We start from the raw sequence: 23,640 nt of genomic DNA, 5'->3' as shown, positions 1-23,640 counted from the left end.
CCATTTTTTCTTGCAACATCGACCGTGATTTTTTAAACATCTGGCTATCTAAAAACAGTACCTCAATCAGACCCGATAATTTCATTTTGTACTTGCGGCAAGTCTTCCAAACGCTCGACCTCAACCGGCATCGACAGCAAATAACCTTGTAATTGCTGACAACCCAAACGCGCCAGAATTTCGGCCTGTAATGGCGTTTCCACCCCTTCTGCGGTAACCGTCAATCCCAGTTTGGTCGCCAGCTGGATAATACTTTCCAGAATCATTTCTTCTTTGGAATCGCGATACAGGTCTTTAATAAATGCGCGGTCAATTTTCAGCTCATCCACCGGCAGGTCTTTTAAATACAGGAAACTGGAATGGCCCGTGCCAAAATCATCAATCGCCAGTTTCACGCCCATTTCTCTTAAGCGCCTAAAACTGCGAATACTCGATTCCACATGATGCATGGCAGTGGTTTCGGTAATTTCAATCATGAGATGACTCGGGTCAATCGCATAACGGCAGAATAAGGTTTCCAAAGTACTAAACAAATGTTTATGCTCGAACTGCACCGCCGACAGATTGACTGCCAATGGAAACAGGTTCAGTCCCTGCTGTTCCCATTGCTGAATCTGTTTGCAGGCCTGCTCGAGGGCCCAATAGCCCATCTGGATAATCAGGCCGGACTTCTCCGCACCTTTAATAAACATATTCGGGGTCAGCAGACCATGCACCGGATGCATCCAGCGAATTAATGCTTCAACGCCACAAATCTGCTGGGTGCTGGTGGTAAATTTGGGCTGGTAAAACAGAATAAACTGCTGTTCATCGACAGCTTTATATAAATCATTTAACAGCTTGGTCTGGCTTTTGGTTTCCTGCTGGTCAATGCTGTAATTAAACACCGAATAGGTGTTACGGCCCTGATATTTTGAAGTCAGCATGGCGGCATCGGCATTCATCAGTACATCTTGCAGGTTGTTGCCGTGCTCCGGGTACATAGCAATACCAATACTGGCCGAAATATTAATACTCTTGCCGGCAATCAGGAAACTGTCCTGTACACTGTGCAGCACATTTTCTGCCGCCTGAATCGCATCCTCAACCGTGGCCTGCTCCAGCACCAGCAAGAATTCATCACCGCCGATTCTTAATAATTTTTCCTGCGATTTCAGCTGCTGATGCAGTCGCGTGGTCAGCTGAATCAGCAACTGATCACCAACATGATGGCCAAATACATCATTCACCGCCTTAAAACGGTCCAGATCAATATATAAAAACGCGACATTCTGCTGATTGATGCGCTGGGCACTAAACAGCAAATGCGCATATTCAGCCAGATATAAACGATTGGGTAATTTGGTCAGATTGTCCTGCACCGCCTGATTGGCCAGCTCACGGTTAACCAGCGACAGCTGGCGGTTACGTTCTTCCAGACGCTGCTCCAGCACGGCCACACTAAAGGCGGCAACCATCACCAGACTGGTCACAAAAATCACGGTAAACAGCAAGATGCCATTACCGGCTTTATAGATCGCATCCAGACGTTCTGTATCAATCGGATAGTAAGACACCGAGGCCATGCCGGTATAATGCATCCCGACAATGGCCAGCGACATCATAATGGCAATCATCACCTTATAGTGACGATGGTAAAGCAAGGTATTTTTAAAACGAAACGCCAGCCAGAAGGTCAGGCCGGAACCACTAATGGCAATGAGCACCGAAAACACCACCAGTAGCGGATCATAATAGGTCCGATGATTCTCTACGACCATGCCCAGCATACCGGTATAGTGCATGCCGGAAATGCCGAGTCCCATTAACACCGCCCCAATCACCAGACGGGCAAAAGGCAGGGTGGGTTTGGTGGTTAGCCAGATGGCAAAGGTGGAAGCAATAAAGGCAATAACACCAGAAAAAATGGTTAGCGGCAGATTAAACGCGTAATTGGCTGGTAACTGGCAAGCCAGCATCCCGACAAAATGCATGCCCCAAATAGCAACGCCAAGGCATAGGCCACTGAGCAAGAGCATGGCTTTTTCAGATTTCTGGCGGATTCCCCCGAGCAGGAACTGCTGGGTTGAAATAGCCAGATAACTGGCCAGAATTGCAACCGCAATTGAACCTACCACCAGGCTAAAGTCATAGTGAATATGAACCATAAAAAGCTTCCGTATAGGTTATTTTTTTGTTGTTACTATACTCAACGCTAAATACTCATGAATTTGCCGCTTTAAAAGATAACAATAAAACAAGGAATTAAAACTCAAACTAGAATCTTATACTATCGCATTGAGGTCAAGCCTAAATGCGGTTTTTCCGCCCTGAAAACCGTCATTTTTCATGTTGATTTGCCGGCTCATCTGGATCTTGAGTTATTCAACTCAAAAGCATCAAAAAAGGCCAGTACATCTACCGGCCTTTTTCTCACATCCAAGGTCTTATTTGGCTGTGCCTGATTGTAACTGACTATAATCCAGTAACACATTGGCCGCTTCGTTCACAAAGACTTCTTCTTCCGGCAGTGGTGGACGCTGGTTGGCTTTCATTTTGGCCCGTGACTCGGCTTGCGCTTCCAGTGAGGCCTGATAGCTTTCCCAGTTTGGATACGGCGCCAAACCGGTCGCCTGACGACGTACGTTTTCAGCGGCTAAGGTTTTACGCTCCAGCTCAATCAGCTCGGCACGGCGCTGATCTAAATCCAGCACCGCCGTTTTGCGCTCTTCTGCCTGTTTGGCAATATTTTTACGCTCAGTCAGATACTTGAACTGCGGATCAATACTGACCCGGGTCTGCGAAGATTTGGCCAGTTGCGGCACATAAGACTGCACCACGCCCTCACGTTTAAATGGTGCGGTGGCAATGGTATCCCACTTCAGCGCATTCTTGGCCTTACGCTCACCAAATTCTTCATTGTAGATATCTACCAGTTTAATGTCCGGAATCACCCCTTTGTTCTGGGTACTGCCGCCGGTAATCCGGTAGAACTTACGCTGGGTGAGCGTGGCCTGACCATAGGCCAAGGTATCCAGCTGCACCTGTGCTGTCCCTTTACCGGTGGTTGTGCTACCAATCACAATACCGCGCTCATAATCCTGAATCGCGGCTGAATAAATCTCGCTGGCAGAAGCCGAGGCCAGGTTAATCAGGACTGCTAGCGGGCCAGCATAGGTCTGTTCACCGCCATCATTGTCTTCAAACACGCTCACGTTGCCATTGCCATCACGGATTTGTACTACCGGACCCGATTTAATCACCTGACCCAGCATACGTGCCACCTCTTCAAGTGAGCCGCCCGGGTTATTGCGTAAATCGACAATAATCCCGTCGACATTTTTGGCAGCCAGCGTTTTCAAGGCATTGTTGGTGTCTTCCGATACCGAACGGTATTCCACTCCGGCACGGCGCGCCCGATAGTTCAGATAAAATGATGGAATTTCAATCACGCCATAGGTATAGGTTTTGCCATCACGTTGAATTTGCACGGTTCGGTTACGCACCCCGGCATCTTCTTCCTGAATAATGTCACGTACCAACGTCACGGTACGTGCCTGACTCATCGAGGCACCCGGACCGAGTAAACGCAAGGTCACTTTGGTGCCACGTTTACCGCGAATCAGACCGACCACTTCATTGCTTGGCCAGCCAATCACATCCACAATTTTCTCGCCATCCTGACCGACACCAATAATCCGGTCGCCAGATTTGACCTGACCAGATTTACTCGCCGGTCCGCCTTCAACAATGGTTTCAATCTTGGTGTAATCTTCATTGCTGCGATCCGGACGAATCGACACCCCAATCCCTTCCAGCTGCAAGGTGGTCTGACGGTTCAGCTCCATTGCATCAACAGGCGGGAAATAGTTGCTGTGCGGATCATAGGTCAGCATCATCGCATTTAAGGTTTTGTCCAGCACATCGTCGCTTTTCAGACGGCTCATGCGTTCCAGCTGACGAGTATAACGCTTGGTCAGGGTTTCCACCGGCGTCATATCTTCCGGGCCGGATAAATCTTGCCCATTGGCCAGTTCTGGATTTTCCTTGAGGGCTTTTTGTTTGGCCTGCTCTTCTTCTTTGCTGATGGTCAGGTTAATCAGCTGGGACACCAGCATTTTTTGCCAGTGGGCACGCTGCTCGGCCTGGGTCTTAAAGAACGGCGCTTTTTCACGATCCAGCTCAATGGTGACATTCGGCTGTTTTAAATTCTGCGGTTTTTTCAGCTCGGCCAGCATAAACTGATAGAAGGCCTGCATGCGTTCACGATAATGCGCATGAATCTGATACGGGCCCGATAAATCACCGGCTTTTAAGGCGGCTCCAAAATTGGCGCCATATTTTTTCTTGTACTGTTCGACTTCATCGGCCAGGAACAAGGTGTGCTCCGGGTCCAGACTATCGATGTAAAAATCAAAAATGCGATTGGAGGTGTTGCTGTCTAAACGCTGGTTCAGGTAATGCTGACGGTCAACCAAGGTCGCTAACTGGCGTGACACCAAGGCCTGTTCCCGGGTTGGAACAATGGTATTGGAAACAGCAGCAGTATTATTGGCAGCAATGGCTTCGTTGATTGCGTGACTAAAGAAGAATCCCCCAGTTGCCACGGCAACTGCACAAGCTATCGTTTGAAGTTTCATAAATAATGTGTATTTCCTTGGTTTTCGACCAGTAGTACAAGGTTGCTTAGCGACGAATCAAGCAGATTCAAAATCTTAAACAACTTAATCTGTTTATGTCGTGTAGTTTTATCATATTCTGTGCTGACAAAATGTAGCAAATCATTGCAGAATTCAGGTATTGTTTTTCGATAAAAATTTGAATCCGGAACCGATATGATTGGCGCATTGATGCTCGACATCGCTGGCACAGCACTTACTCAAGAAGATATTCAACTCTTACAAGCTCCGCAAGTCGGTGGCGTCATTTTATTTGGTCGAAATATCGAATCACCGCGGCAGGTACGCGCCCTGACCGATCATATGCGTCAGGTACGTCCGGATATTTTAATTGCAGTCGATCAGGAAGGCGGCCGGGTGCAGCGTTTAAAACAGGGTTTCACCCTACTGCCGGCCATGGGTCGTTTTGGCGAGCTGTATCAGCAGCAGCCGGAACTGGCGGTCGAGCTGGCTGAACAGTGCGGCTGGCTGATGGCCACCGAAGTATTAGCGGTCGGTATTGATTTCAGTTTTGCCCCGGTGCTGGATTTAAATGACATCAGCGATGTCATTGGCGACCGCAGTTTTGCCCGCAATATGGACGATATTATTGTGCTGGCACGCGCCTTCTTAAGTGGCATGCAGCGCGCTGGTATGGCCACCACCGGCAAGCATTTCCCCGGTCATGGCTCGGTCAAGGCCGATTCGCATGTGGCCGCTGCGATTGATTCACGTTCTTATGCAGAGATTCAGCAAAAAGACATGCAAAGCTTTATCCAGCTGCAAGCCCAACTGGATGCCCTAATGCCTGCGCATGTAATTTATGATCAGGTCGATCCGAACCCGGCCGGTTTCTCGCCGTACTGGATTCAGACCGTGCTACGTCAACAGCTGAATTTTGATGGCGTGCTGTTCTCGGATGATTTAAGCATGCAGGCCGCGTGTGTGGCGGGTGGTGCCGATGCCCGGATTCAAGCGGCCTTAAACGCCGGTTGTGACATGGGACTGGTCTGTAATGACCGTGCCGCCGCCTGTCTGGCACTGGAAGGGATTCAGAGTTTACCGTTACCAAATCAGGCCCGTTTAGCACGTATGCGCGGCCAGATTCCAGAAATTCAAATTGGTGATGTACTCGAGCTCGGCCCGGAATGGCAGGCAGTACGCGACCGTATTGTCCGCTTTAAAGACAGCGGCCAGTAATACCGACAAAGGAACAGGACAAGCTGTTCCTTTTTCTTTATGATGCAAATACATAAATCCACCCCGAATAAATAAAAAGAATAGAGGACCTTACATGAGCCAACCGCTTTCCGAACATCGCCATATATCCTTTACTGCCCACTATACCGGCTATATCTGGTTTCAAATGGGCATCTCGCATCCGGTATTTGCTACTTCAAAAGGCAAGTTTCTGGCCAAATTGGTCCATCCGCTGGAAAGCTGGGCCGAAAAATATGTCGGTGGCAGCATGCGCACCACCCTGAAAGAACGCCACACCATTATTGACCAGCAACTGACCGAGCTGATTGCCCGCAATCCTCGTACCCAGGTGCTGGAAATTGCCTGCGGCCTGTCCCCACGGAGCTGGAATTTCCGCCAGAAATATCCGGAACTGAATTACCGCGAGCTGGATTTACCGGATATGGCCAAGGTGAAAACCGCCGCCTTGCAACAACTGGACCAGCAGGCACCGGAAGTCTTGAGTGCCGATATTTTCAGTGAAGAATTTGCCCAGATTTTTCAGCATTTTGACCCGCAGCAACCGCTGGTAATTATTAGTGAAGGCTTAATCAATTATTTCGACAAGCCGATGCTCAGCAAACTGCTGCATGGGATTTATCAATATGGACAACATTTTCAGGAACTGCATTACTTGAGTGATATTTATCCTGAACCGGTGAAAAACAAACTGGCCAGCTTTATGTGGACCAGCAGTAAATTACTGAAAGTCATGTCACGCAGTGCCTTTAGTTTTCATTTTCAAAGTCCGGGTGAAGTCCGTGACTTTGTTAAAGCCAGCGGTTTTGAGCGGGTCGATATTCTACAGCCGCAGCACTATTTCCACACTCCGGACCTGCCCGCCCCTGAAGAACATTTGGGTGATATTGTCTGGGTGCTGCACGCCTGCCATAAACAGCCCAGTGCCTAAAGGAGAGTTCTGAGCATCATCAGCCCATAAAAAAACAGCGCCTTTGCGCTGTTTTATTTTTACACATCTCAATTTAGGCAATTGCTGCCAGACAGCCTTTTTGACGCTGGATATAACGCAGCAAACGCTCGGCAATATCAAAGCTGCCATGTTTTAACAAGGCGCGAATCTGCTGATCCTGCACTTCAAAAATCAGGCACTCAATCTGGAAACTACCCTCTTCATCTTGGAGTGTCAGGGCCAAATCACGCTCATACTGCGCAGCCCGTTCTGCCTGTCCGTCTTCAAAACGTAGCAATACGCCAAAAAAGTTCAGATCGACAATTTCCGTGGCAAAGCTTAAATCGGAATGACGGTGCGTTAACTGACTAAATGGCTGTTGTACAGCAATGCGTTCTTCTCCACGGCGCTCCATGTTCAAGAGCTGGGCACGGGTCATGGGGATAATACCTTCTAACGACTGAATCGGCTCATCTCTTAAAAAGGTGGCAAACAGGCGCATGGTTTCTTTACGGCGCTGCAACTGCGGCACATGATCAGCATTGGCAATCATGGCAAACTCCATGTCCGGACATTGCAGGGCAAAATTGGCATTTTCATGTGGCAAGGTAAAACTGTCATACTGGCCACAGGCCACCAGCACCTTGCACTGCGGAATAGGAACGTGAGTCAGGCGCAGCAGACGATTACAATTAATATCATAGCGTTCCTGCTCGGTGGCGGTGAACTCGGCCATCTGCCGGAAGAACAGCCGCTTGGCGGTTGGCGACATGCGGGTCGCTTCCAGCTTGGCATGATTGACCAGATATAAAATCACCGCCTGACCAAACTCATCCATACGCTGCTCTTTCATTAAATGCAGCGATTCTTCCAGCAGCATACGCCAGCTTTTCCGGGTCTTTTGCATGACACCCATCAGAATCATGCGGTCTATCAGTTCCGGACGCTGATGCGCCAGGCAAGATGCCACCACCGAACCAAGGGACATGCCCAATACCGTGACCTGACTCAAGCCAACGATATCCAGCCAGCGGCCGAGCATGGCTGCCAGATCTTCCAGCTCCAGCGTACCGGCAGATATGCCAGTATCGACATTGCTGATTTGCTGGTTGGCGCCCATGGAAGGTAAGTCAATCAGAATAATCGGGCCGGCATCAAACAGTTGTTCAACACAGTATTTATAGGAGTTAAAATTCTGAAAAGCGCCCCCGATAATCACCATCGGCGTCATGTGCAAGGTGTCTGGGCGAGCAATCGCCATGTATTCAATCTTCCAACCGTCAATCCAGGTTGTACGCGCTGGCTGTTTGAAACTGTGCTTATCGTAAAGATCAAAAAAACCAAAGTGAGCACTTGACTGCCCGACTTCCGAGTCCATTTGGATAATGGAATTCATATTCCTTTCCTCCATTCTCGCGCTTATTTTTATTGTGCAAGAGATGATTTCTAAAATTGAGCAAAAATCGCATCCTGCTCTTTCATTGTTATTTGTATGACTTCAATGTCCATCGTGTTTCATTCTATACAGGTGTCGTTTTGACACGCAACCTCTTCTGCAACCACTTGTCTGCTTTTAAACAGGAAACAATTTCAAAATGTTTAGCGCTTTTCCGGCTTTCCTGCGGAAAATTCCATCAAACTGCTTCATTGTCCCGACCTAGACTGTTAATATCAAGGAGAAATTTCTAAGTGATCAAACCGCTATGCACGAGTCTATTGAACAATATATGCAAACGGTAGGACAACAAGCGCGCCAAGCTTCCGCAGTTCTGGCAAGTGCTTCTACCCAAACAAAAAACCATGCTTTATCTGCTATTTACACTGCACTTGAAAACAGTGAAATAGCAATTTTAGCTGCCAACCAGGTTGATATGACCAAAGGTCGCAACAACAATCTGGATAGCGCCCTGCTTGATCGCTTAGAACTGACTCCCCCGCGCTTTAAAGGCATGTTACAGGGCCTGAAAGATGTGATTGGCCTGCTTGACCCAATTGGTGAAATTACCGATATGGCCTATCGTCCGTCGGGCATCCAGATTGGCAAAATGCGAGTACCTTTGGGCGTGGTCGGCATGATTTATGAATCACGTCCGAACGTGACCTTAGAAGCAGCTTCGCTGGCGCTAAAATCAGGCAATGCCATTATTTTACGTGGCGGTTCAGAAGCGCTGGAATCGAATAAAGCCATTGCCGAAGCCATTCAGCACGGTCTGAAAACTGCAGGCTTGCCAGAAACGGCGGTACAGGTCATCAATACCCCAGATCGTGCTGCTGTAGGCCAGTTAATTACCATGTCGGAATATGTCGATGTGATTGTGCCACGTGGCGGTAAAGGCTTAATCGAGCGCATCACCAATGAAGCCCGTATTCCGGTAATTAAACATCTGGATGGTAACTGTCATGTCTTTGTCGAAGCACAGGCTGACTTGCAAAAAGCCCTACCGATTGCCCTGAATGCCAAAACCCATCGTTATGGCGTCTGTAATGCCATGGAAACCTTGTTGGTGGATGAAGCCATTGCAGATGAGTTTTTACCGCGTATTGCCGAGCTGTATGCAGAAAAGCAGGTCGAGCTCCGTGGCTGCGCCGAAACCCAGCGTATTTTAGGCGACAGCGTTCAAACGGCTACCGAAGACGACTGGTATACCGAATATCTTGGTCCGGTTCTGGCCATTAAAGTGGTGTCGGGTCTGGATGAAGCGATTACCCATATCAATAAATATGGCTCACACCATACCGATGCCATTATTACTGAAAACTTCAGTCTGGCACGTCAGTTCCTGGCCCGTGTTGATTCCAGTTCAGTGATGATTAACGCCTCTACCCGCTTTGCCGATGGCTTTGAATATGGTTTAGGGGCGGAAATTGGTATTTCTACCGATAAAATCCACACCCGCGGCCCAGTCGGTCTGGAAGGTCTGACCTCGCAAAAATGGGTGGTGTTTGGAGATGGCCAGATTCGCCAATAACTCACTTTTCTAAATATATGGATGTTCAGCCTTTGCGGAGGCTGAACATTTTTATGCTGTTTTCCCTGCCTATTCCACCGTACACTGTCTTAAGAATGAGAATACGAGGTGGACAATGTTCTATTATTTAATTGTGACCACATTTGTTCTGGCGCTGCTGGTGTCGTTTGTGGTGATGCGTATTTTTTCCAGTTCCATTAACCGTATTCTGGCGCGTATTATTCATGATCCGATTCATGAAGCCTGGGCCAGATATACCAAATTTGCCGGCATGGTGGTTGGAACATCCTCCGGAATCCGGATTTATGACATGGAAAAATACATTACCCCACTCACCTATAGCGAAAACGACCAGAAAATTATTATTGAACTGACGCAGGAACGCTGGTTTCTGGAAATTTACCGCACCTTAATTGAAACCCTGCAAGGCTTGGCCTGGATGATGCTGGTATTTTTTATGGTGGCGCTATTTGCCTATGTGATTGTGCGCTGGTCGGAAATGAAGTATCAGAAACCTTAAATATGAAGGAATAAGAAATATTTTCAAACAGTTCTGTCACATGCTTTGATTCAAGGCGTGTTATGGTAAAGAGAAGAACAACGCGACTGGACATGACTACTATTTTATTAATAAATGAAATCTATCAACCGATAAATTTTAGTTATTATTCCCGAAAGGGTCGATAGTGCTTAAGTCTAATCTCCTAAAGTCTATCTAGAAGCGATACCCATCCCATGATAAAAATTAGTTATTGATCAAGATTGCACCGTGTTGGAACAGGTGCAGATCAATACGGGATACAAATATTTCAATTAGAATTCGGGTAAAACAACGTGTCTACAACTGTATTAGTAATTAACTGCGGATCTTCTTCAATTAAATACGCGCTTGTTTCTGAACGTCGCGAAGACCGTATTTTTGGTTTGGCTGAAAATTTAGGATCTGCCGAGGCACGTATTAAAGGGATCACTGTCGGAGGTGAACCGCTCGAACTTTCTATTCCGCATGCAGATCATGAAAAAGCCTTAGAAACTATTTTATCGCGCTTGTCACAATACAATCCTCAAGCGATTGGCCACCGTGTGGTACATGGCGGCAGCTTGACCAAAGCCGAGCGCTTAACCCCAGAAATTATTCAACGCATTCGTGAAGCAACCCCACTGGCACCGTTACATAACCCGGCGCACCTGGTAGGCATTGAAGCGACCATGCGTTTATTCCCTGAATTACCTCAGGTTGCTGTATTTGATACCGCATTCCACCAGACCATGCCAGCACATGCTTATCGTTATGCTGTGCCAAAATTCCTGTACACCGATCATAACGTACGTCGTTACGGCTTCCACGGCACCAGCCATGCCTATGTTTCTGAACGTGGTTCAGAACTGGCCGGCAGCCTGAAACAAGGCGGCTGGTTAACAGCGCACCTGGGCAATGGTAGCTCGACCTGTGCCATCTGGAACGGTGAAAGTGTAGATACCTCTATGGGCCTTACCCCACTTGAAGGTCTGGTGATGGGTACCCGTAGTGGTGATGTAGATCCATCTTTACACACTTTCCTGGCCAGCAACCTGGGTTGGGATATCTACAAAATTGACAAGATGCTGAACAGCCAAAGCGGTCTACTCGGTTTATCTGGCCTCTCTAACGATATGCGTACCCTGATTGAAGCTTCTGAACAAGGCAATGAAGATGCAGCTCTGGCGATTGAAGTATTCTGCTACCGTTTAGCGAAATCTTTAGCAGCCTTAAGCTGTGGCTTACCGCGTCTAGATGGCCTGTTCTTCACAGGTGGTATTGGTGAAAACTCGGCTTATATCCGTGAAAAAACCCTGTCTTACTTACCACACTTCGGCTTTAACTTTAGCAAAGAGAAGAATGACAGCCTGAAACGTGGCACCGAAGGTCGTATCGATAACGGTACCGGTCCACAAATCTGGGTAGTTCCAACCGATGAAGAAGGCCGTATCGCTAAAGAAACCAGCGCGGTGGTGGAGTCTGAGTTGGGAGCAACTCCGGCAAAAAAGTCTGAATTAGAAACTGCGATTGCTTAAGCAATCGCAGTTTTACCCTGTTTACTTTTGGCTGATTTGAATAATACCTTATGAAAACAATTCTACTTGTCCCAACTGGAGAAGGTGTTGGTCTAACATCTGCATGTTTAGGTCTGGTGTATGCTTTGGAATGCCAGGGCATTAAACCCGGTTTCGTCAAACCTTTCTCTCAAGAATTACAGCCTGAAAACGAACGGACAACAGCGCTGTTTGAGCATGTCTCTAAAACCAAAACGGTTCAACCCATTCCTTATGCACAGGTGGTGCATCAACTAAGCCATGACCAGCAAGATGAATTGCTGGAAGAAGCGGTTCGCTTACACCGCCAAGTGGCCAAACAGCATGACCTGATTATTGTCGAAGGCCTGTTACCGAATTTCCGTGACAGCTTCGCAGATGACCTGAATGCCCTGCTGGCTCAAGCCCTAGATGCACAGGTAGTGATTGTCAGCGGTGCCGACATCAACAATCCGCTTCGCTCTGCTGAACGAATTGAACACCAGATTCGTAACTTCGGTGGTGCAGAATCGAACCGTTTACGCGGTGTGCTGTTTATGCGTACCAAAGGTTTGCCAGAAGATTCTGCGCAAATTCCTGTGACGATTGATCCAAACCTGCGTTTACTGTCAGATACCAGCAAGTTTGTGGCCAGCATTCAGCAAACTTATAGCTACATTGGCACAGAAAAACTGCCAGTGATTGGTTTGGTACCATTTAGTAATACCCTGAGCGTGCCGCGCCTGTCTGATCTGGCGGCGCATATTTCTGCCCAGTGGATTCATGAAGGCGAAGCCAATACACGCCGTGTGTTACATAGCAGCCTGATTACTTCGAATATCGAGCATGAACTGCACAAGTTTGTGGCCGGTGAACTGATTATTACCGCAGCTGACCGTACCGATGTACTACTGGCCAGCAGTCTGGCAAACAGCAATGGCATTCCTTTAGCAGGCTTAGTCTTAACCGAGCAGCATCAACCGAATGAACAGGCCTTAAATTTCTGTCAAACTGCCATCAAGCAAGGTTTACCAGTATTACATACCCCTTTAACCACCTTTGAAACGGCGCAACAACTCTCGACTTTCGGTAATGAAATTCCGGTCGATGATATTGAACGCGCTGAACAGGTAACCCGTTTTGTGTCCAGCCATATTGATCCGGAATGGTTAAACTCGCTGATTAGCGGTGCGCATAGCCCACGTTTATCGCCTTCTGCCTTCCGTCATGAGCTTGTACAAAAATCAATTGCAGCGAAAAAACGCATTGTTTTACCTGAAGGTGATGAGCCACGTACAGTTCAGGCTGCGGCCATCTGCCAATCGCGTGGTATTGCGCACTGTATCTTGCTGGCCAAACCTGAAGCCGTAGTTGAAGTGGCCAAAGCCCGTGGTATTGAATTGCCGCATGACTTAGAAATTATTGATCCGGATCTGATTCGCGAAAACTATGTCGAGAAAATGGTTGAGCTGCGTAAAGGCAAACTTAACGAATTACAGGCACGCGAACAGCTTCAGGATACGGTGGTTTTAGGTACCATGATGCTGGCACTGGATCAGGTTGATGGCTTAGTTTCAGGTGCAGTACATACCACGGCCAATACCGTACGTCCGGCCTTCCAGCTGATTAAAACTGCACCTGAATATTCACTGGTATCTTCAGTGTTCTTTATGCTGCTGCCAGATGAAGTTTATGTGTATGGTGACTGTGCGATTAACCCGGACCCGGATGCAGAACAACTGGCTGAAATTGCCATTCAATCTGCTGACTCGGCCAAAGCCTTTGGTATTGACCCGCGTATTGCCATGATCTCTTACTCAACCGGAACTTCAGGTGCCGGTGCCGATGTAGAAAAAGTAGCGCAAGCGACTGAAATTGCCAGACAGCGCCGTCCAGACCTGCTGATTGATGGCCCGCTGCAATACGATGCTGCATCGGTTGAAAGCGTTGGTCGTTCTAAAGCACCAAACTCTCAGGTGGCTGGTCGTGCCAATGTATTTATTTTCCCTGACCTGAACACAGGTAATACCACTTATAAAGCAGTACAACGTTCTGCCAATGTAGTGAGTGTTGGCCCAATGTTGCAAGGTTTAAATAAGCCGGTGAATGACCTGTCACGCGGTGCATTGGTCGATGATATTGTGTTTACCATTGCTCTAACTGCAATTCAGGCTGAACAGCAGTCTGCTTAAATACTGTTTTTAACAAGCTCCGCTTCACCCACCCTGTCGAAAGATAGGGTGGTTTTTTAATTTAGACCAGACGTATCAAATACATCTCATTTTCTGTATAGGTGAGGTGGTAATCACATGCCTTTAACATTAAAAAATAACAACGAAGTTTTTAAACAGATCTTTGAAATCGCCAATCAATTTGACAAAGAGCAAGAAAATTATCTCATTGCGTATTCCCATTTTTTAAATTATTTCAAAAAAACAGATGTACTCACCCTGGATGACATTGTTATCGGCATCAGCTTTACCTATTCGTGGATGCCGACTATTTTGAAAAAAATTGATTTAACTGCAGCAGATGATCTGATCAAAATATTTAACAAAGCAAAACAAGGTCATCAATTAACAGTACCAGAACTTCAAACACTCAAAAGTGCATTCAATAACTCTCTTGTCGGTGTATCTAAATTGTTGCACTTTATTCATCCTGAACACTATGCGATTTGGGATAGCCGTGTATTTAGATTCTTAAGCGGCAACGAACCCCATAACTTCGCATTTAAACGTCCTGAAACTTATCTGGAATATCTAACGCTTCTGGACGAATTAAAAAATGAGGCGGTTTTTGAAAGTTTTTATCGTTTAATGCAAGACAAAGTGGGGTATCAGATTTCAGCATATCGAGCTTTAGAACTTGCCTTCTTTAAAGGAGGATAAAGCAAAGCTATAAACAAATTTTGAGAATTGAGAATTGAGAATTGAGAATTGAGAATTGAGAATTGAGAAAAATATTATTTTTATCAGCTTAAAATGAAAAAAGAAGATAAAGCTTAAGCTTGATCTTCTTTTTGGCCATACATCCAAGTTGCAGCGATATATACACAAAAGCCCGCAACCATCAAAATACCTGTTGTCATCTTTAAGGTCTCATTTTTGGATGTGACAATTATGCGAAAGTTTTATGACAGTTATATGACAAAACCGAAATATTTAAATTTTATTAAATAATTAAAATTCAACAACTTAATGAAATTTCATCTAAACTTAAGCTGTAATATGACATTAATTTCAGCTCAAATATGACAAAACCACCCGCCAAATACAGTAAAAATCACCCAAAATCCTGTGTAAAAGCACCACTATAAACTTTCGGCCAATCCACTTCTAAAACGCCCACAATGCCGTCATTTTGTCTTATAATTTAGCCCGCTAGCTATCAGCCCGCTCAAGAGAATTTTGATATGACAACTATTATCAAGCAAGATGACTTGATCACATCGGTTAAAGATGCGCTTCAGTTCATTTCTTACTATCACCCACAAGATTTCATCCAAGCGATGAGCCGTGCGTATGACCGTGAAGAAAACAAAGCTGCAAAAGATGCGATTGCACAAATCTTAATTAACTCTCGTATGTGTGCAGAGGGTCACCGCCCAATCTGTCAAGATACCGGTATCGTCAACGTATTCGTTGAAGTGGGCATGGATGTTAAATTTGATTTAACAATGAGCTTAGACGACGCAATTAACGAAGGTGTACGCCAAGGTTACTTAGAAAATTCGAACGTCCTGCGTGCATCTGTACTTGCTGACCCTGCATTTGGTCGTAAGAACACCAAAGACAACACCCCTGCGGTGATTTACCACAAACTGGTTCCAGGCAACAAAGTCGACATTACTGTTGCAGCCAAAGGTGGCGGTTCAGAAAACAAATCTAAACTGGCAATGCTTAACCCATCTGACTCAATTGTAGATTGGGTACTGAAAACTGTTCCAACCATGGGTGCAGGCTGGTGTCCACCAGGTATGCTCGGTATCGGAATCGGTGGTACTGCCGAAAAAGCCATGATGCTGGCCAAAGAAGCACTCATGGAAGAGATCAACATGGACGAACTGCTTCGTCGTGGTCCACAAAATAAACTTGAAGAACTTCGTATTGAAATCTTCGAAAAAGTAAACGCACTCGGTATTGGTGCACAAGGTCTGGGCGGTTTAACCACTGTACTTGACATCAAGATTAAAGATTACCCTTGTCACGCTGCGGGCAAACCAGTCGGTATGATTCCGAACTGTGCTGCAACACGTCACGCACACTTCACTTTAGATGGTTCAGGCGTTGCCCATATTCAGGCACCACGTCTTGAAGATTATCCTGAAGTCACTTGGGACTCATCTTCGTCTAAACGTGTTGACCTCGACAACATCACCCAAGAAGAAATGAACTCTTGGCAGCCAGGCGACACACTGCTGCTGAACGGGACCATCTATACCGGCCGTGATGCTGCACACAAACGTATGGTTGACATGCTCAACAACGGTGAAGAATTACCGGTTGACTTGAAAGGCAAGTTCATCTATTACGTAGGCCCTGTTGATCCAGTCGGTGATGAAGTGGTTGGCCCTGCAGGTCCGACAACAGCGACTCGTATGGACAAATTCACACGTCAAGTACTAGAAGCGACTGGTCTTTATGGCATGATTGGTAAAGCAGACCGTGGTCCTGCAGCCATTGAAGCGATTAAAGACAACAAAGCAACTTACCTAATGGCTGTGGGCGGTGCTGCGTACCTGGTATCTAAAGCAATCCGTGAAGCTGAAGTGGTTGCTTTTGAAGACTTGGGTATGGAAGCGATCTACAAGTTTGTAGTAAAAGACATGCCGGTATCTGTCGCAGTTGACGTAAACGGTACTTCTGTACACGCGACTGCGCCAAAAATCTGGCAAGCTAAAATTGGTAAGATTCCAGTGGTTGATGCCGCTGCTGGCTAATGAATGCTGTTGAAGCGATTAAAAAAGCACCCAAATCTGGGTGCTTTTTTATTTCTCAATATCAAGCATTTTTACCAGGTGCGTGGGTCCCACAATTTAAATGGCTTGGTCAACTGCACATCGCTGGCCGGGTCATAATCAGCATGTTTGATTTTTTGTGCCTTGGAGCGAATTTTACCGGTACTCTGGTCTTCAGCCACAAAGTTATAACTGTGCGATTTCAATTGAGTAAAAGCAATTTCATTGAGGCCTACTGTTTCCGGCATCATAATTAAGGGGCCAGAAACCGTGCGGCGGGTACTGCTATTTTCTTCATCATATTTAATAAAATAGGACTTGCCTGCTTCAACGGAAAAATCCAGATACTTTGGCTTTTGAAAATGTTGCACACCTAGAGGACGACTGGTAGATAAACGGTAATCCCCGGCTGGCAATTCAATCCAGTAATAATGATTATGCAGCAGGCTTGGAATGCGTTCACTATTGATAAACAGGCTGGAGGCTACAATTTCCTGACGGTTCCAGCGTGAATCCGGACGATATAAATACACCACGGCGGCCTGATCATGCTGCGGCTGAATGGCTTGAAAGCGCTGGCCTAATTTCTGATTGACCCAACCGCCAATGGTAAACATGCCAAAGCGGTACTGTTCCAGCAAACTCGGCTTTTCGTTCTGATCAATAGCTTTTAACGTAGAGGTGGGCGGCAATTGCGCCTCGGTTGACGACTTCCCATGACAGCCAGCCAATGCGACAGCCAGAAATACGATTGATATAGCACGCATGAATATCCCTCATTCCTTCGTTTTTATTTTTACACTTAACACTTTTTCAATATTTTTATTGGGTTGGGCATCCAGGCCCTGATGCAGAGATTAGCACTCTGTCTTATTTTTTCAAATAAAAAAACGTGCGAAAACCGTTGATTTCCGCACGTTTCTGACGAATAGCGTCTTAAGCCGTTTTTGAATTCACGACTTTTAAATCGGCTTTCGGCTGTTCTACCACAGCTTCTTTGCTTTGACGTTCCGCTTTTAATTCTGGCTTGGCCTGACCATTAATCACTGCTTCAGTGATGATGACCGTGCCTACATCACTACGACTTGGCAAGTCATACATGATTTCAAGCAAGGCATTTTCCAGAATTGAACGCAGACCACGCGCACCTGTATTACGCTCCAAGGCTTTTTTCGCCACTGCACGTAATGCGGCATCATCAAAGATCAGGTCGACATTTTCCATCTCGAACAGATATTCGTATTGACGCGTCAAGGCATTCTTCGGCTCGGTCAGAATCTGCATTAATGCGTCTTCATCCAGCTCATCCAGTGTTGCAATGACTGGCAAACGGCCAATAAATTCCGGAATTAAACCGAATTTCACCAAATCTGTTGCTTCAACCTGACGGAACAGTTCAGACAGCTTTTTGCTTTCATCCTTGTTACGTACTTCAGCGGTAAAGCCAATACCACCTTTTTCCTGACGTTGCTGCACAATTTTCTCTAGACCCGAGAATGCACCACCACAGATAAACAGGATGTTGGAAGTATCAATCTGGATAAATTCCTGCTGCGGATGCTTGCGGCCACCCTGCGGCGGAATAGACGCCACTGTGCCTTCAATCATTTTCAGCAAGGCCTGCTGCACACCCTCGCCCGATACATCACGGGTAATCGACGGGTTTTCAGACTTACGGGTAATCTTGTCGATTTCATCGATATAGATAATGCCTTTTTGCGCCTTTTCGACATCGTAATCGGCTTTTTGCAGCAGCTTCTGCACGATGTTTTCTACATCTTCCCCCACATAACCGGCTTCGGTTAAGGTGGTGGCATCGGCCATGGCAAACGGAACATCCAGCAAACGCGCTAAGGTCTGTGCCAATAAGGTTTTACCCGAACCGGTTGGACCCACCAGCAGGATATTACTTTTGGCAATTTCGACTGCATCATTGGTTTTCTGACCGTTATGCGTGACTTTCAAACGCTTATAGTGGTTATAAACTGCCACTGATAAGGTCTTTTTCGCCAGGTCCTGACCAATCACATATTGATCCAGTGCAGCGCGAATTTCATGCGGTTTTGGCAACGGACGGGCGGCCCAGTCACTCGACTCAACTTGTTGACTGGTCTGAACCAGATCCAGGCATACGTCCACACATTCATTACAGATATATGCGTCCTCGCCTGCAATCAGCTTCCCGACTTCAGACTGCGTTTTACCGCAAAATGAACAATGTTTTTGTCCTTGAGGATGTTCGGACATATTCTCTCCAATTTAAATCTTTAAAACTTATGGACGCTTAGATAACACTTCGTCCACTAAACCGTATTCTTTGGCCTGCTGTGCAGTCATAAAGTTATCACGGTCGGTATCTTTGGCCACTTTTTCATAGTCCTGGCCACTGTGCTCTGCCATCAAACGGTTCAAGCGCTCTTTAATGAACAGGATTTCACGCGCATGAATTTCAATATCAGAAGCCTGACCACGGAAACCGCCTAAAGGCTGGTGAATCATGACCCGGGCATTTTCCAGGCAGTAACGTTTGCCTTTGGCACCGGCATTCAGCAGGAATGCACCCATGGACGCTGCCTGACCCATACAGTAAGTCACCACATCTGGCTTGATAAACTGCATGGTGTCATAAATCGCCATACCGGCTGTGACTGAGCCGCCTGGCGAGTTAATGTATAAATGAATATCCTTATCTGGGTTCTCTGCTTCTAAAAACAACATTTGCGCCACAATCAAGTTGGCCATGTTGTCTTCAACCTCACCCGTTAAAAAAATCACCCGTTCACGCAAAAGACGTGAATAAATATCAAAAGAACGCTCACCACGAGATGATTGCTCAACGACTACTGGAACCAATGCGTTATCAATTGATGGAACATACATACGTTTATTTATTCCTAAATTCTTGTGAGTTCACCCATGATCACAATATGAGGGATAATCATCTAAATTGCAAAATATTCACCCACAATTCATGGATATTTTTTGCATAAGCTTTGTAAACTTTAAAACCATCCAAGTTTTTATATTATATAAAAAAGGCGCCTTAGGCGCCTTTTTTACTTCAGCTGAAATTAGCCTTGTTGACGAGCTTGTTGCTCTTTCAATAAGTCTTCGTAGCTGACTTGTTTGTCAGTCACTTTTGCAGCTGCAAGAATGTGATCAACCACCTGGTCTTCTAACACAACTGCTTCAATTTGAGCACGTTGCTGTTTGTCATTTTTGAAGTATTCAATTACTTCATTTGGATCTTCATAAGAAGATGCCATGTCTTCGATGTAAGCATCAACACGTGCAGCATCCACTTCAAGTTTCGCGTCTGCTAAAACTTTGCTCACCAATACGCCAAGTTTTACAGATTTTTCAGCTTGTTCTTTGAACAGTTCGTCTGGAAGCATGCTTGAGTCAAATGCTTTCGCACCTTGCGCACCAAACTGCTGAGTGAACTGTTGGATCATTTGTTGACGTTGACGGTCAATTTCTTGCTTAACCATAGATTCTGGAACTTCGATTTCGTTCGCAGCAACCAGTGCATCAAACGTTGCACCTTTCACCTGGTTACGAAGACCGTTTTTCACTTCACGTTCCATGTTTTTACGAACGTCAGCTTTTAACTTTTCAACGCCCTCTTCTTCAGTTAAACCGAAGATTTTTAAGAATTCAGCATCAACTTCTGGAAGTTTTTGTTTTTCAACCAGTTTTACATTGATTTTGAACTGAGCTGCTTTACCTGCCAGCTGTTCAGCTTGGTAATCTTCCGGGAAAGTTACATCAATAACTTTCTCTTCACCTTTTTTCATGCCCACGATGCCGTCTTCAAAGCCCGGGATCATACGGCCAGAACCTAATACCAGTTTGAAGTCTTCAGCAGAACCGCCTTCAAATTTCTCGCCATCTACTGTGCCTTCGAAATCAAAAGTCACTTGCATGTCTTTTTTCGCCATGCCTTTGGTTTCAGCCCAAGTTGCGCGCTGCTTTTGCAGGTTTTCGATCATTTGATCTACATCTTTGTCGCTAACTTCAGATGCTTTACGCTCAACTTCCAGACCTTCGAATTTCACTTCAACTTCTGGATAAACTTCAACAGTCGCTTCATATACTAAAGCGTCGTCTTTCATTTCAGTTTTTTCAATATTTGGCATACCAACAGCATTGATTTTTTCTTGTTGGATTGCTTCAAATACGGTGTCACGAATGATGTCGTTTACAACTTCTTGATAGATACCCGCGCCATATTCACGACGTACAACGTTTACAGGCACTTTACCTGGACGGAAGCCGTTAATCTTCGCAGTTTTAGCTGTGCGTTTTAAGCGAGCTTCGAACTGCTCGTTAATACGGCTCGTCGGTACAGATACATTTAAACGACGGGCAACGCCCGAAACCGCTTCAGAAGTTACTTGCATGGCTTCCTCGATATTTAGTAATAACAGTTTTTAAAAAAGTGCCATATTATATGACAACATTTAAAGATATACAAAATAACAAGCGATCAGAACAATTTTTCGGCTTAAATTATTCATATTCCCTTCGCTATTTTTATCTATTGTCTAATATTTGTTGCAAATGATAAGTACTATCATTAATATTCAATGGTTTTTAACTCATATTTTTAACTATTCTTCTTATATCCCAATACTGGAATTCGGTTATGCGCACCTTTAACCTTCGCCCGCTTTCGCTCGCGATTCTTGGAATTTCTGCTAGTTCCGCATTTGCAAATACAACCACTGAAACAACAGCTGACCCGACACATCAATTATCCACGATTGTGGTTTCTGCGGCAGGTTTTGAACAAGATATTAAAAATGCACCTGCTTCTATTAGCGTGGTCACAAAAGAAGATATTGAAAAGAAAAATGCCACCAGTATTGCTGATTTGTTAGCAGATGTTCCGGGTATCGACGTGCGTAATGGCGTTGGTAAAACGGGTGGATTAAATGTCAGCATGCGTGGTATGAAAGCTTCTGACACCCTGATCCTAATTGATGGACGCCGTCAAACGACAGCTAGTGATAATATTATGCCTAACGGCTTTGCTGAAGCAGCGACAAGTTTCATGCCACCACTTTCAGCAATTGAACGTATTGAGGTCATCCGTGGACCAATGTCTACCCTGTATGGTTCAGATGCCATGGGTGGTGTAATTAATATTATTACTAAAAAAGTATCTGATGAATGGAATGGCAACGTTACTGTCAGTGGTAACGTGATGGAAAATAATGACGAAGCTGACTCTTGGAAAACAAGCTTCTTATTGAACGGCCCACTATTAAATGAAAAATTAGGCCTGCAACTTCGTGGCAGCTATTACGATCGTAATAAATCTGAACGTATTGGTGAAGGCACTTCCCGAGATCCGCGCCCAACAACAGCTGAAAACTACGATATTGGTGCAAAACTGACTTTCCAAGCAGATAGTCAAAACTCTCTTTGGTTAGATGGCTTTCAATCTTCTCAAACTTATGACAATACCGATAACCGTTTAGGCACACAAGATAATGCACAAAAAGCCAGTGGTTATAAAAATGAGCTGGAATTCTCACGTAACCAAGTGGCTATAGGTCATGAAGGTGACTATAGTTTTGGTCTATGGAAAACTTATATTAGCCACTCAGAAACTGAAACAGAAGGAAGAACACTACCAACTGAGGCTTTCCCAAAAGGTAGTACCGACCCATTAATCGGCTCTGACCGTACTTTAAAAAGTACTGACCTTGTAGCAGATAGCCATATTATTTCACAGCTTGGTGGCCATAAAGTTACTGCCGGTTTAGAATTTAAAAACTCAGAAATTGAAGATAATATTGCCCAGCACATTACAGGCAAAAATAAATTCGACAAGAATTCTTGGGCTATTTATGCAGAAGATGAATGGCGACTCACTGATCAGCTAGGACTAACATTTGGTGGTCGTTACGAGGATCACTCAGGTTTTGGTGGTCATTTCAGCCCACGTGCATACCTAGTGTGGAATACCAATGATATTTTAACCATCAAAGGTGGTATCACTACAGGTTATAAAGCTCCTACCGCTAAAGATCTCGAAAACGGCTTGATTGATATGAGTGGTCAAGGCTCAACTTATATTTTTGGTAATCCAGACCTAAAGCCAGAAACATCTACAAACTATGAACTTGGCTTTAATCTTCAACCAAATGATCAAATTAACTTTACTGCAACGGGCTTTTATAACCAGATTGAAGATGCAATCGTAAGCAACGATTTATCTGGACAACCAATATGCCCTGTCACAAACTGCTCACAAGACATCAATGCTCAAGAAGCGGAAGTCTACGGTGCGGAAACGACCCTTCAATATAGTATTATTCCTGAGTGGGATATTAAAGCGGCTTACACTTATACAAAAAGTGAAATTACTGATGGTGAAGATGAAGGCCTGTACTACAACAACAATCCTCGAAATGCATTTAACTTAACCTCAACATGGCATGTTAATCCAGCACTTGATATTTGGTTGCAACATGAGTACAAGTCAAGTCGTACACGCTTTTCAAGCATTCCGACCTCTGGAGATAACCTAGAAGTCTACAAAATGTATGGCAATAAATTCGCCGGATATAACCTATTTAATTTAGGTACAAGTTATACAGTGAATGATCAATTGCGCCTGAATATGGCTGTAAACAACCTGTTAGATAAAGATTTTACAGAACATCAAACTAATAATGGTGTTACGGGCTATAAATACTTATCTACGGGCCGTAGCACTTCTGGTACTTACCTCCCAGGCCGCAACTACTGGTTGTCTATTTCTTATGACTTCTAATCCTGATTTCACATAAGAACCCAAAACCCTGCCCCGGCAGGGTTTTTTAATTCCAAAAACCGATCAAATTAAATCAAAAATACGAT

16 protein-coding genes are annotated in these 23,640 nt (G+C 45.4%); 9 read left to right on the top strand and 7 right to left on the bottom strand.

The genetic code is table 11. The features are described 5' to 3' along the window. Positions 1-62: 62 nt before the first annotated feature. Both FTU54_RS03615 and FTU54_RS03610 read right to left on the bottom strand, forming a co-directional pair. On the bottom strand, positions 63-2,147 hold the full coding sequence (locus FTU54_RS03615) for a bifunctional diguanylate cyclase/phosphodiesterase (protein WP_168405318.1): 2,085 nt from the start codon (positions 2,145-2,147) through the stop codon (positions 63-65). A 279-nt stretch (positions 2,148-2,426) separates the two neighbouring features. Further along, on the bottom strand, positions 2,427-4,619 hold the full coding sequence (locus FTU54_RS03610; protein ID WP_168405319.1) for a carboxy terminal-processing peptidase: 2,193 nt from the start codon (positions 4,617-4,619) through the stop codon (positions 2,427-2,429). A gap of 195 nt (positions 4,620-4,814) precedes the next feature. Here FTU54_RS03610 and nagZ point away from each other — a divergent pair, with 195 nt between their 5' ends. Both nagZ and FTU54_RS03600 read left to right on the top strand, forming a co-directional pair. After that, the gene (gene nagZ / locus FTU54_RS03605; protein ID WP_180074445.1) at positions 4,815-5,837 is read left to right on the top strand and encodes a beta-N-acetylhexosaminidase; all 1,023 of its coding nucleotides are present in this window, start codon (positions 4,815-4,817) and stop codon (positions 5,835-5,837) included. A 94-nt stretch (positions 5,838-5,931) separates the two neighbouring features. Continuing rightward, positions 5,932-6,786 carry a class I SAM-dependent methyltransferase gene (locus FTU54_RS03600; RefSeq protein ID WP_075167439.1) on the top strand — a complete coding sequence of 285 codons (855 nt, stop codon included), beginning with the start codon at positions 5,932-5,934 and terminating at the stop codon, positions 6,784-6,786. 73 nt (positions 6,787-6,859) lie between these two features. Here the strand turns inward: FTU54_RS03600 and FTU54_RS03595 are convergent, their stop codons facing one another. After that, entirely contained in the window at positions 6,860-8,182 is a 1,323-nt protein-coding gene (locus tag FTU54_RS03595; protein ID WP_160242802.1) for an alpha/beta fold hydrolase, read from the bottom strand. Between the two features lie 307 nt (positions 8,183-8,489). On the opposite strand from FTU54_RS03595, the gene FTU54_RS03590 reads away from it, so the two are divergent. The 6 genes from FTU54_RS03590 to FTU54_RS03565 all read left to right on the top strand — a co-directional run bounded on the left by FTU54_RS03590 (position 8,490) and on the right by FTU54_RS03565 (position 16,749). Further along, positions 8,490-9,755: a glutamate-5-semialdehyde dehydrogenase gene (locus FTU54_RS03590; RefSeq protein WP_168399801.1), complete on the top strand. Its 1,266-nt coding sequence runs from the start codon at positions 8,490-8,492 to the stop codon at positions 9,753-9,755. A 115-nt stretch (positions 9,756-9,870) separates the two neighbouring features. Continuing rightward, positions 9,871-10,275 carry a hypothetical protein gene (locus FTU54_RS03585; RefSeq protein WP_005180148.1) on the top strand — a complete coding sequence of 135 codons (405 nt, stop codon included), beginning with the start codon at positions 9,871-9,873 and terminating at the stop codon, positions 10,273-10,275. A gap of 314 nt (positions 10,276-10,589) precedes the next feature. Continuing rightward, a complete protein-coding gene (locus FTU54_RS03580) occupies positions 10,590-11,810 on the top strand; it encodes an acetate/propionate family kinase (protein WP_005180151.1) in 1,221 nt (406 codons plus the stop codon). A 50-nt stretch (positions 11,811-11,860) separates the two neighbouring features. Then, positions 11,861-13,999, top strand: a complete 2,139-nt coding sequence (gene pta / locus FTU54_RS03575) for a phosphate acetyltransferase (RefSeq protein ID WP_168395473.1) — start codon at positions 11,861-11,863, stop codon at positions 13,997-13,999. A gap of 117 nt (positions 14,000-14,116) precedes the next feature. Beyond that, entirely contained in the window at positions 14,117-14,698 is a 582-nt protein-coding gene (locus FTU54_RS03570) for a hypothetical protein (RefSeq protein WP_005180155.1), read from the top strand. Between the two features lie 524 nt (positions 14,699-15,222). Continuing rightward, positions 15,223-16,749: a fumarate hydratase gene (locus FTU54_RS03565; RefSeq protein ID WP_005180157.1), complete on the top strand. Its 1,527-nt coding sequence runs from the start codon at positions 15,223-15,225 to the stop codon at positions 16,747-16,749. A gap of 71 nt (positions 16,750-16,820) precedes the next feature. Here the strand turns inward: FTU54_RS03565 and FTU54_RS03560 are convergent, their stop codons facing one another. From FTU54_RS03560 to tig, 4 genes are all read right to left on the bottom strand, one after another. Continuing rightward, positions 16,821-17,534 carry a DUF2846 domain-containing protein gene (locus tag FTU54_RS03560; protein WP_005180158.1) on the bottom strand — a complete coding sequence of 238 codons (714 nt, stop codon included), beginning with the start codon at positions 17,532-17,534 and terminating at the stop codon, positions 16,821-16,823. Between the two features lie 169 nt (positions 17,535-17,703). Further along, the gene (clpX, locus tag FTU54_RS03555; RefSeq protein ID WP_016658565.1) at positions 17,704-19,014 is read right to left on the bottom strand and encodes an ATP-dependent protease ATP-binding subunit ClpX; all 1,311 of its coding nucleotides are present in this window, start codon (positions 19,012-19,014) and stop codon (positions 17,704-17,706) included. A 27-nt stretch (positions 19,015-19,041) separates the two neighbouring features. Then, positions 19,042-19,647, bottom strand: coding sequence for an ATP-dependent Clp endopeptidase proteolytic subunit ClpP (gene clpP, locus FTU54_RS03550; RefSeq protein WP_005180162.1), 606 nt, complete (start codon positions 19,645-19,647; stop codon positions 19,042-19,044). Positions 19,648-19,838: 191 nt separating this feature from the next. Then, a complete protein-coding gene (tig, locus tag FTU54_RS03545; RefSeq protein ID WP_075167430.1) occupies positions 19,839-21,170 on the bottom strand; it encodes a trigger factor in 1,332 nt (443 codons plus the stop codon). A gap of 245 nt (positions 21,171-21,415) precedes the next feature. On the opposite strand from tig, the gene FTU54_RS03540 reads away from it, so the two are divergent. Further along, positions 21,416-23,554 (top strand): TonB-dependent receptor domain-containing protein, encoded by a 2,139-nt coding sequence (locus FTU54_RS03540; RefSeq protein ID WP_160242798.1) that lies wholly within the window; start codon positions 21,416-21,418, stop codon positions 23,552-23,554. Positions 23,555-23,640 lie beyond the last annotated feature (86 nt).

The sequence above is a fragment of the Acinetobacter sp. YH12116 genome, assembly GCF_013418895.1.
GTDB classification, from domain to species: Bacteria; Pseudomonadota; Gammaproteobacteria; order Pseudomonadales; family Moraxellaceae; genus Acinetobacter; species Acinetobacter indicus.
This window is presented reverse-complemented; position numbering and strand designations above follow the sequence as displayed.

What these genes read in the sequence shown, in the direction of transcription:
- FTU54_RS03615 (WP_168405318.1), bottom strand. Translation starts at nt 2,147, where the DNA reads ATGGTTCATATTCACTATGACTTTAGCCTGGTGGTAGGTTCAATTGCG.
- FTU54_RS03610 (WP_168405319.1), bottom strand. Translation starts at nt 4,619, where the DNA reads ATGAAACTTCAAACGATAGCTTGTGCAGTTGCCGTGGCAACTGGGGGA.
- nagZ (WP_180074445.1), top strand. Translation starts at nt 4,815, where the DNA reads ATGATTGGCGCATTGATGCTCGACATCGCTGGCACAGCACTTACTCAA.
- FTU54_RS03600 (WP_075167439.1), top strand. Translation starts at nt 5,932, where the DNA reads ATGAGCCAACCGCTTTCCGAACATCGCCATATATCCTTTACTGCCCAC.
- FTU54_RS03595 (WP_160242802.1), bottom strand. Translation starts at nt 8,182, where the DNA reads ATGAATTCCATTATCCAAATGGACTCGGAAGTCGGGCAGTCAAGTGCT.
- FTU54_RS03590 (WP_168399801.1), top strand. Translation starts at nt 8,490, where the DNA reads ATGCACGAGTCTATTGAACAATATATGCAAACGGTAGGACAACAAGCG.
- FTU54_RS03585 (WP_005180148.1), top strand. Translation starts at nt 9,871, where the DNA reads ATGTTCTATTATTTAATTGTGACCACATTTGTTCTGGCGCTGCTGGTG.
- pta (WP_168395473.1), top strand. Translation starts at nt 11,861, where the DNA reads ATGAAAACAATTCTACTTGTCCCAACTGGAGAAGGTGTTGGTCTAACA.
- FTU54_RS03570 (WP_005180155.1), top strand. Translation starts at nt 14,117, where the DNA reads ATGCCTTTAACATTAAAAAATAACAACGAAGTTTTTAAACAGATCTTT.
- FTU54_RS03565 (WP_005180157.1), top strand. Translation starts at nt 15,223, where the DNA reads ATGACAACTATTATCAAGCAAGATGACTTGATCACATCGGTTAAAGAT.
- FTU54_RS03560 (WP_005180158.1), bottom strand. Translation starts at nt 17,534, where the DNA reads ATGCGTGCTATATCAATCGTATTTCTGGCTGTCGCATTGGCTGGCTGT.
- clpX (WP_016658565.1), bottom strand. Translation starts at nt 19,014, where the DNA reads ATGTCCGAACATCCTCAAGGACAAAAACATTGTTCATTTTGCGGTAAA.
- clpP (WP_005180162.1), bottom strand. Translation starts at nt 19,647, where the DNA reads ATGTATGTTCCATCAATTGATAACGCATTGGTTCCAGTAGTCGTTGAG.
- tig (WP_075167430.1), bottom strand. Translation starts at nt 21,170, where the DNA reads ATGCAAGTAACTTCTGAAGCGGTTTCGGGCGTTGCCCGTCGTTTAAAT.
- FTU54_RS03540 (WP_160242798.1), top strand. Translation starts at nt 21,416, where the DNA reads ATGCGCACCTTTAACCTTCGCCCGCTTTCGCTCGCGATTCTTGGAATT.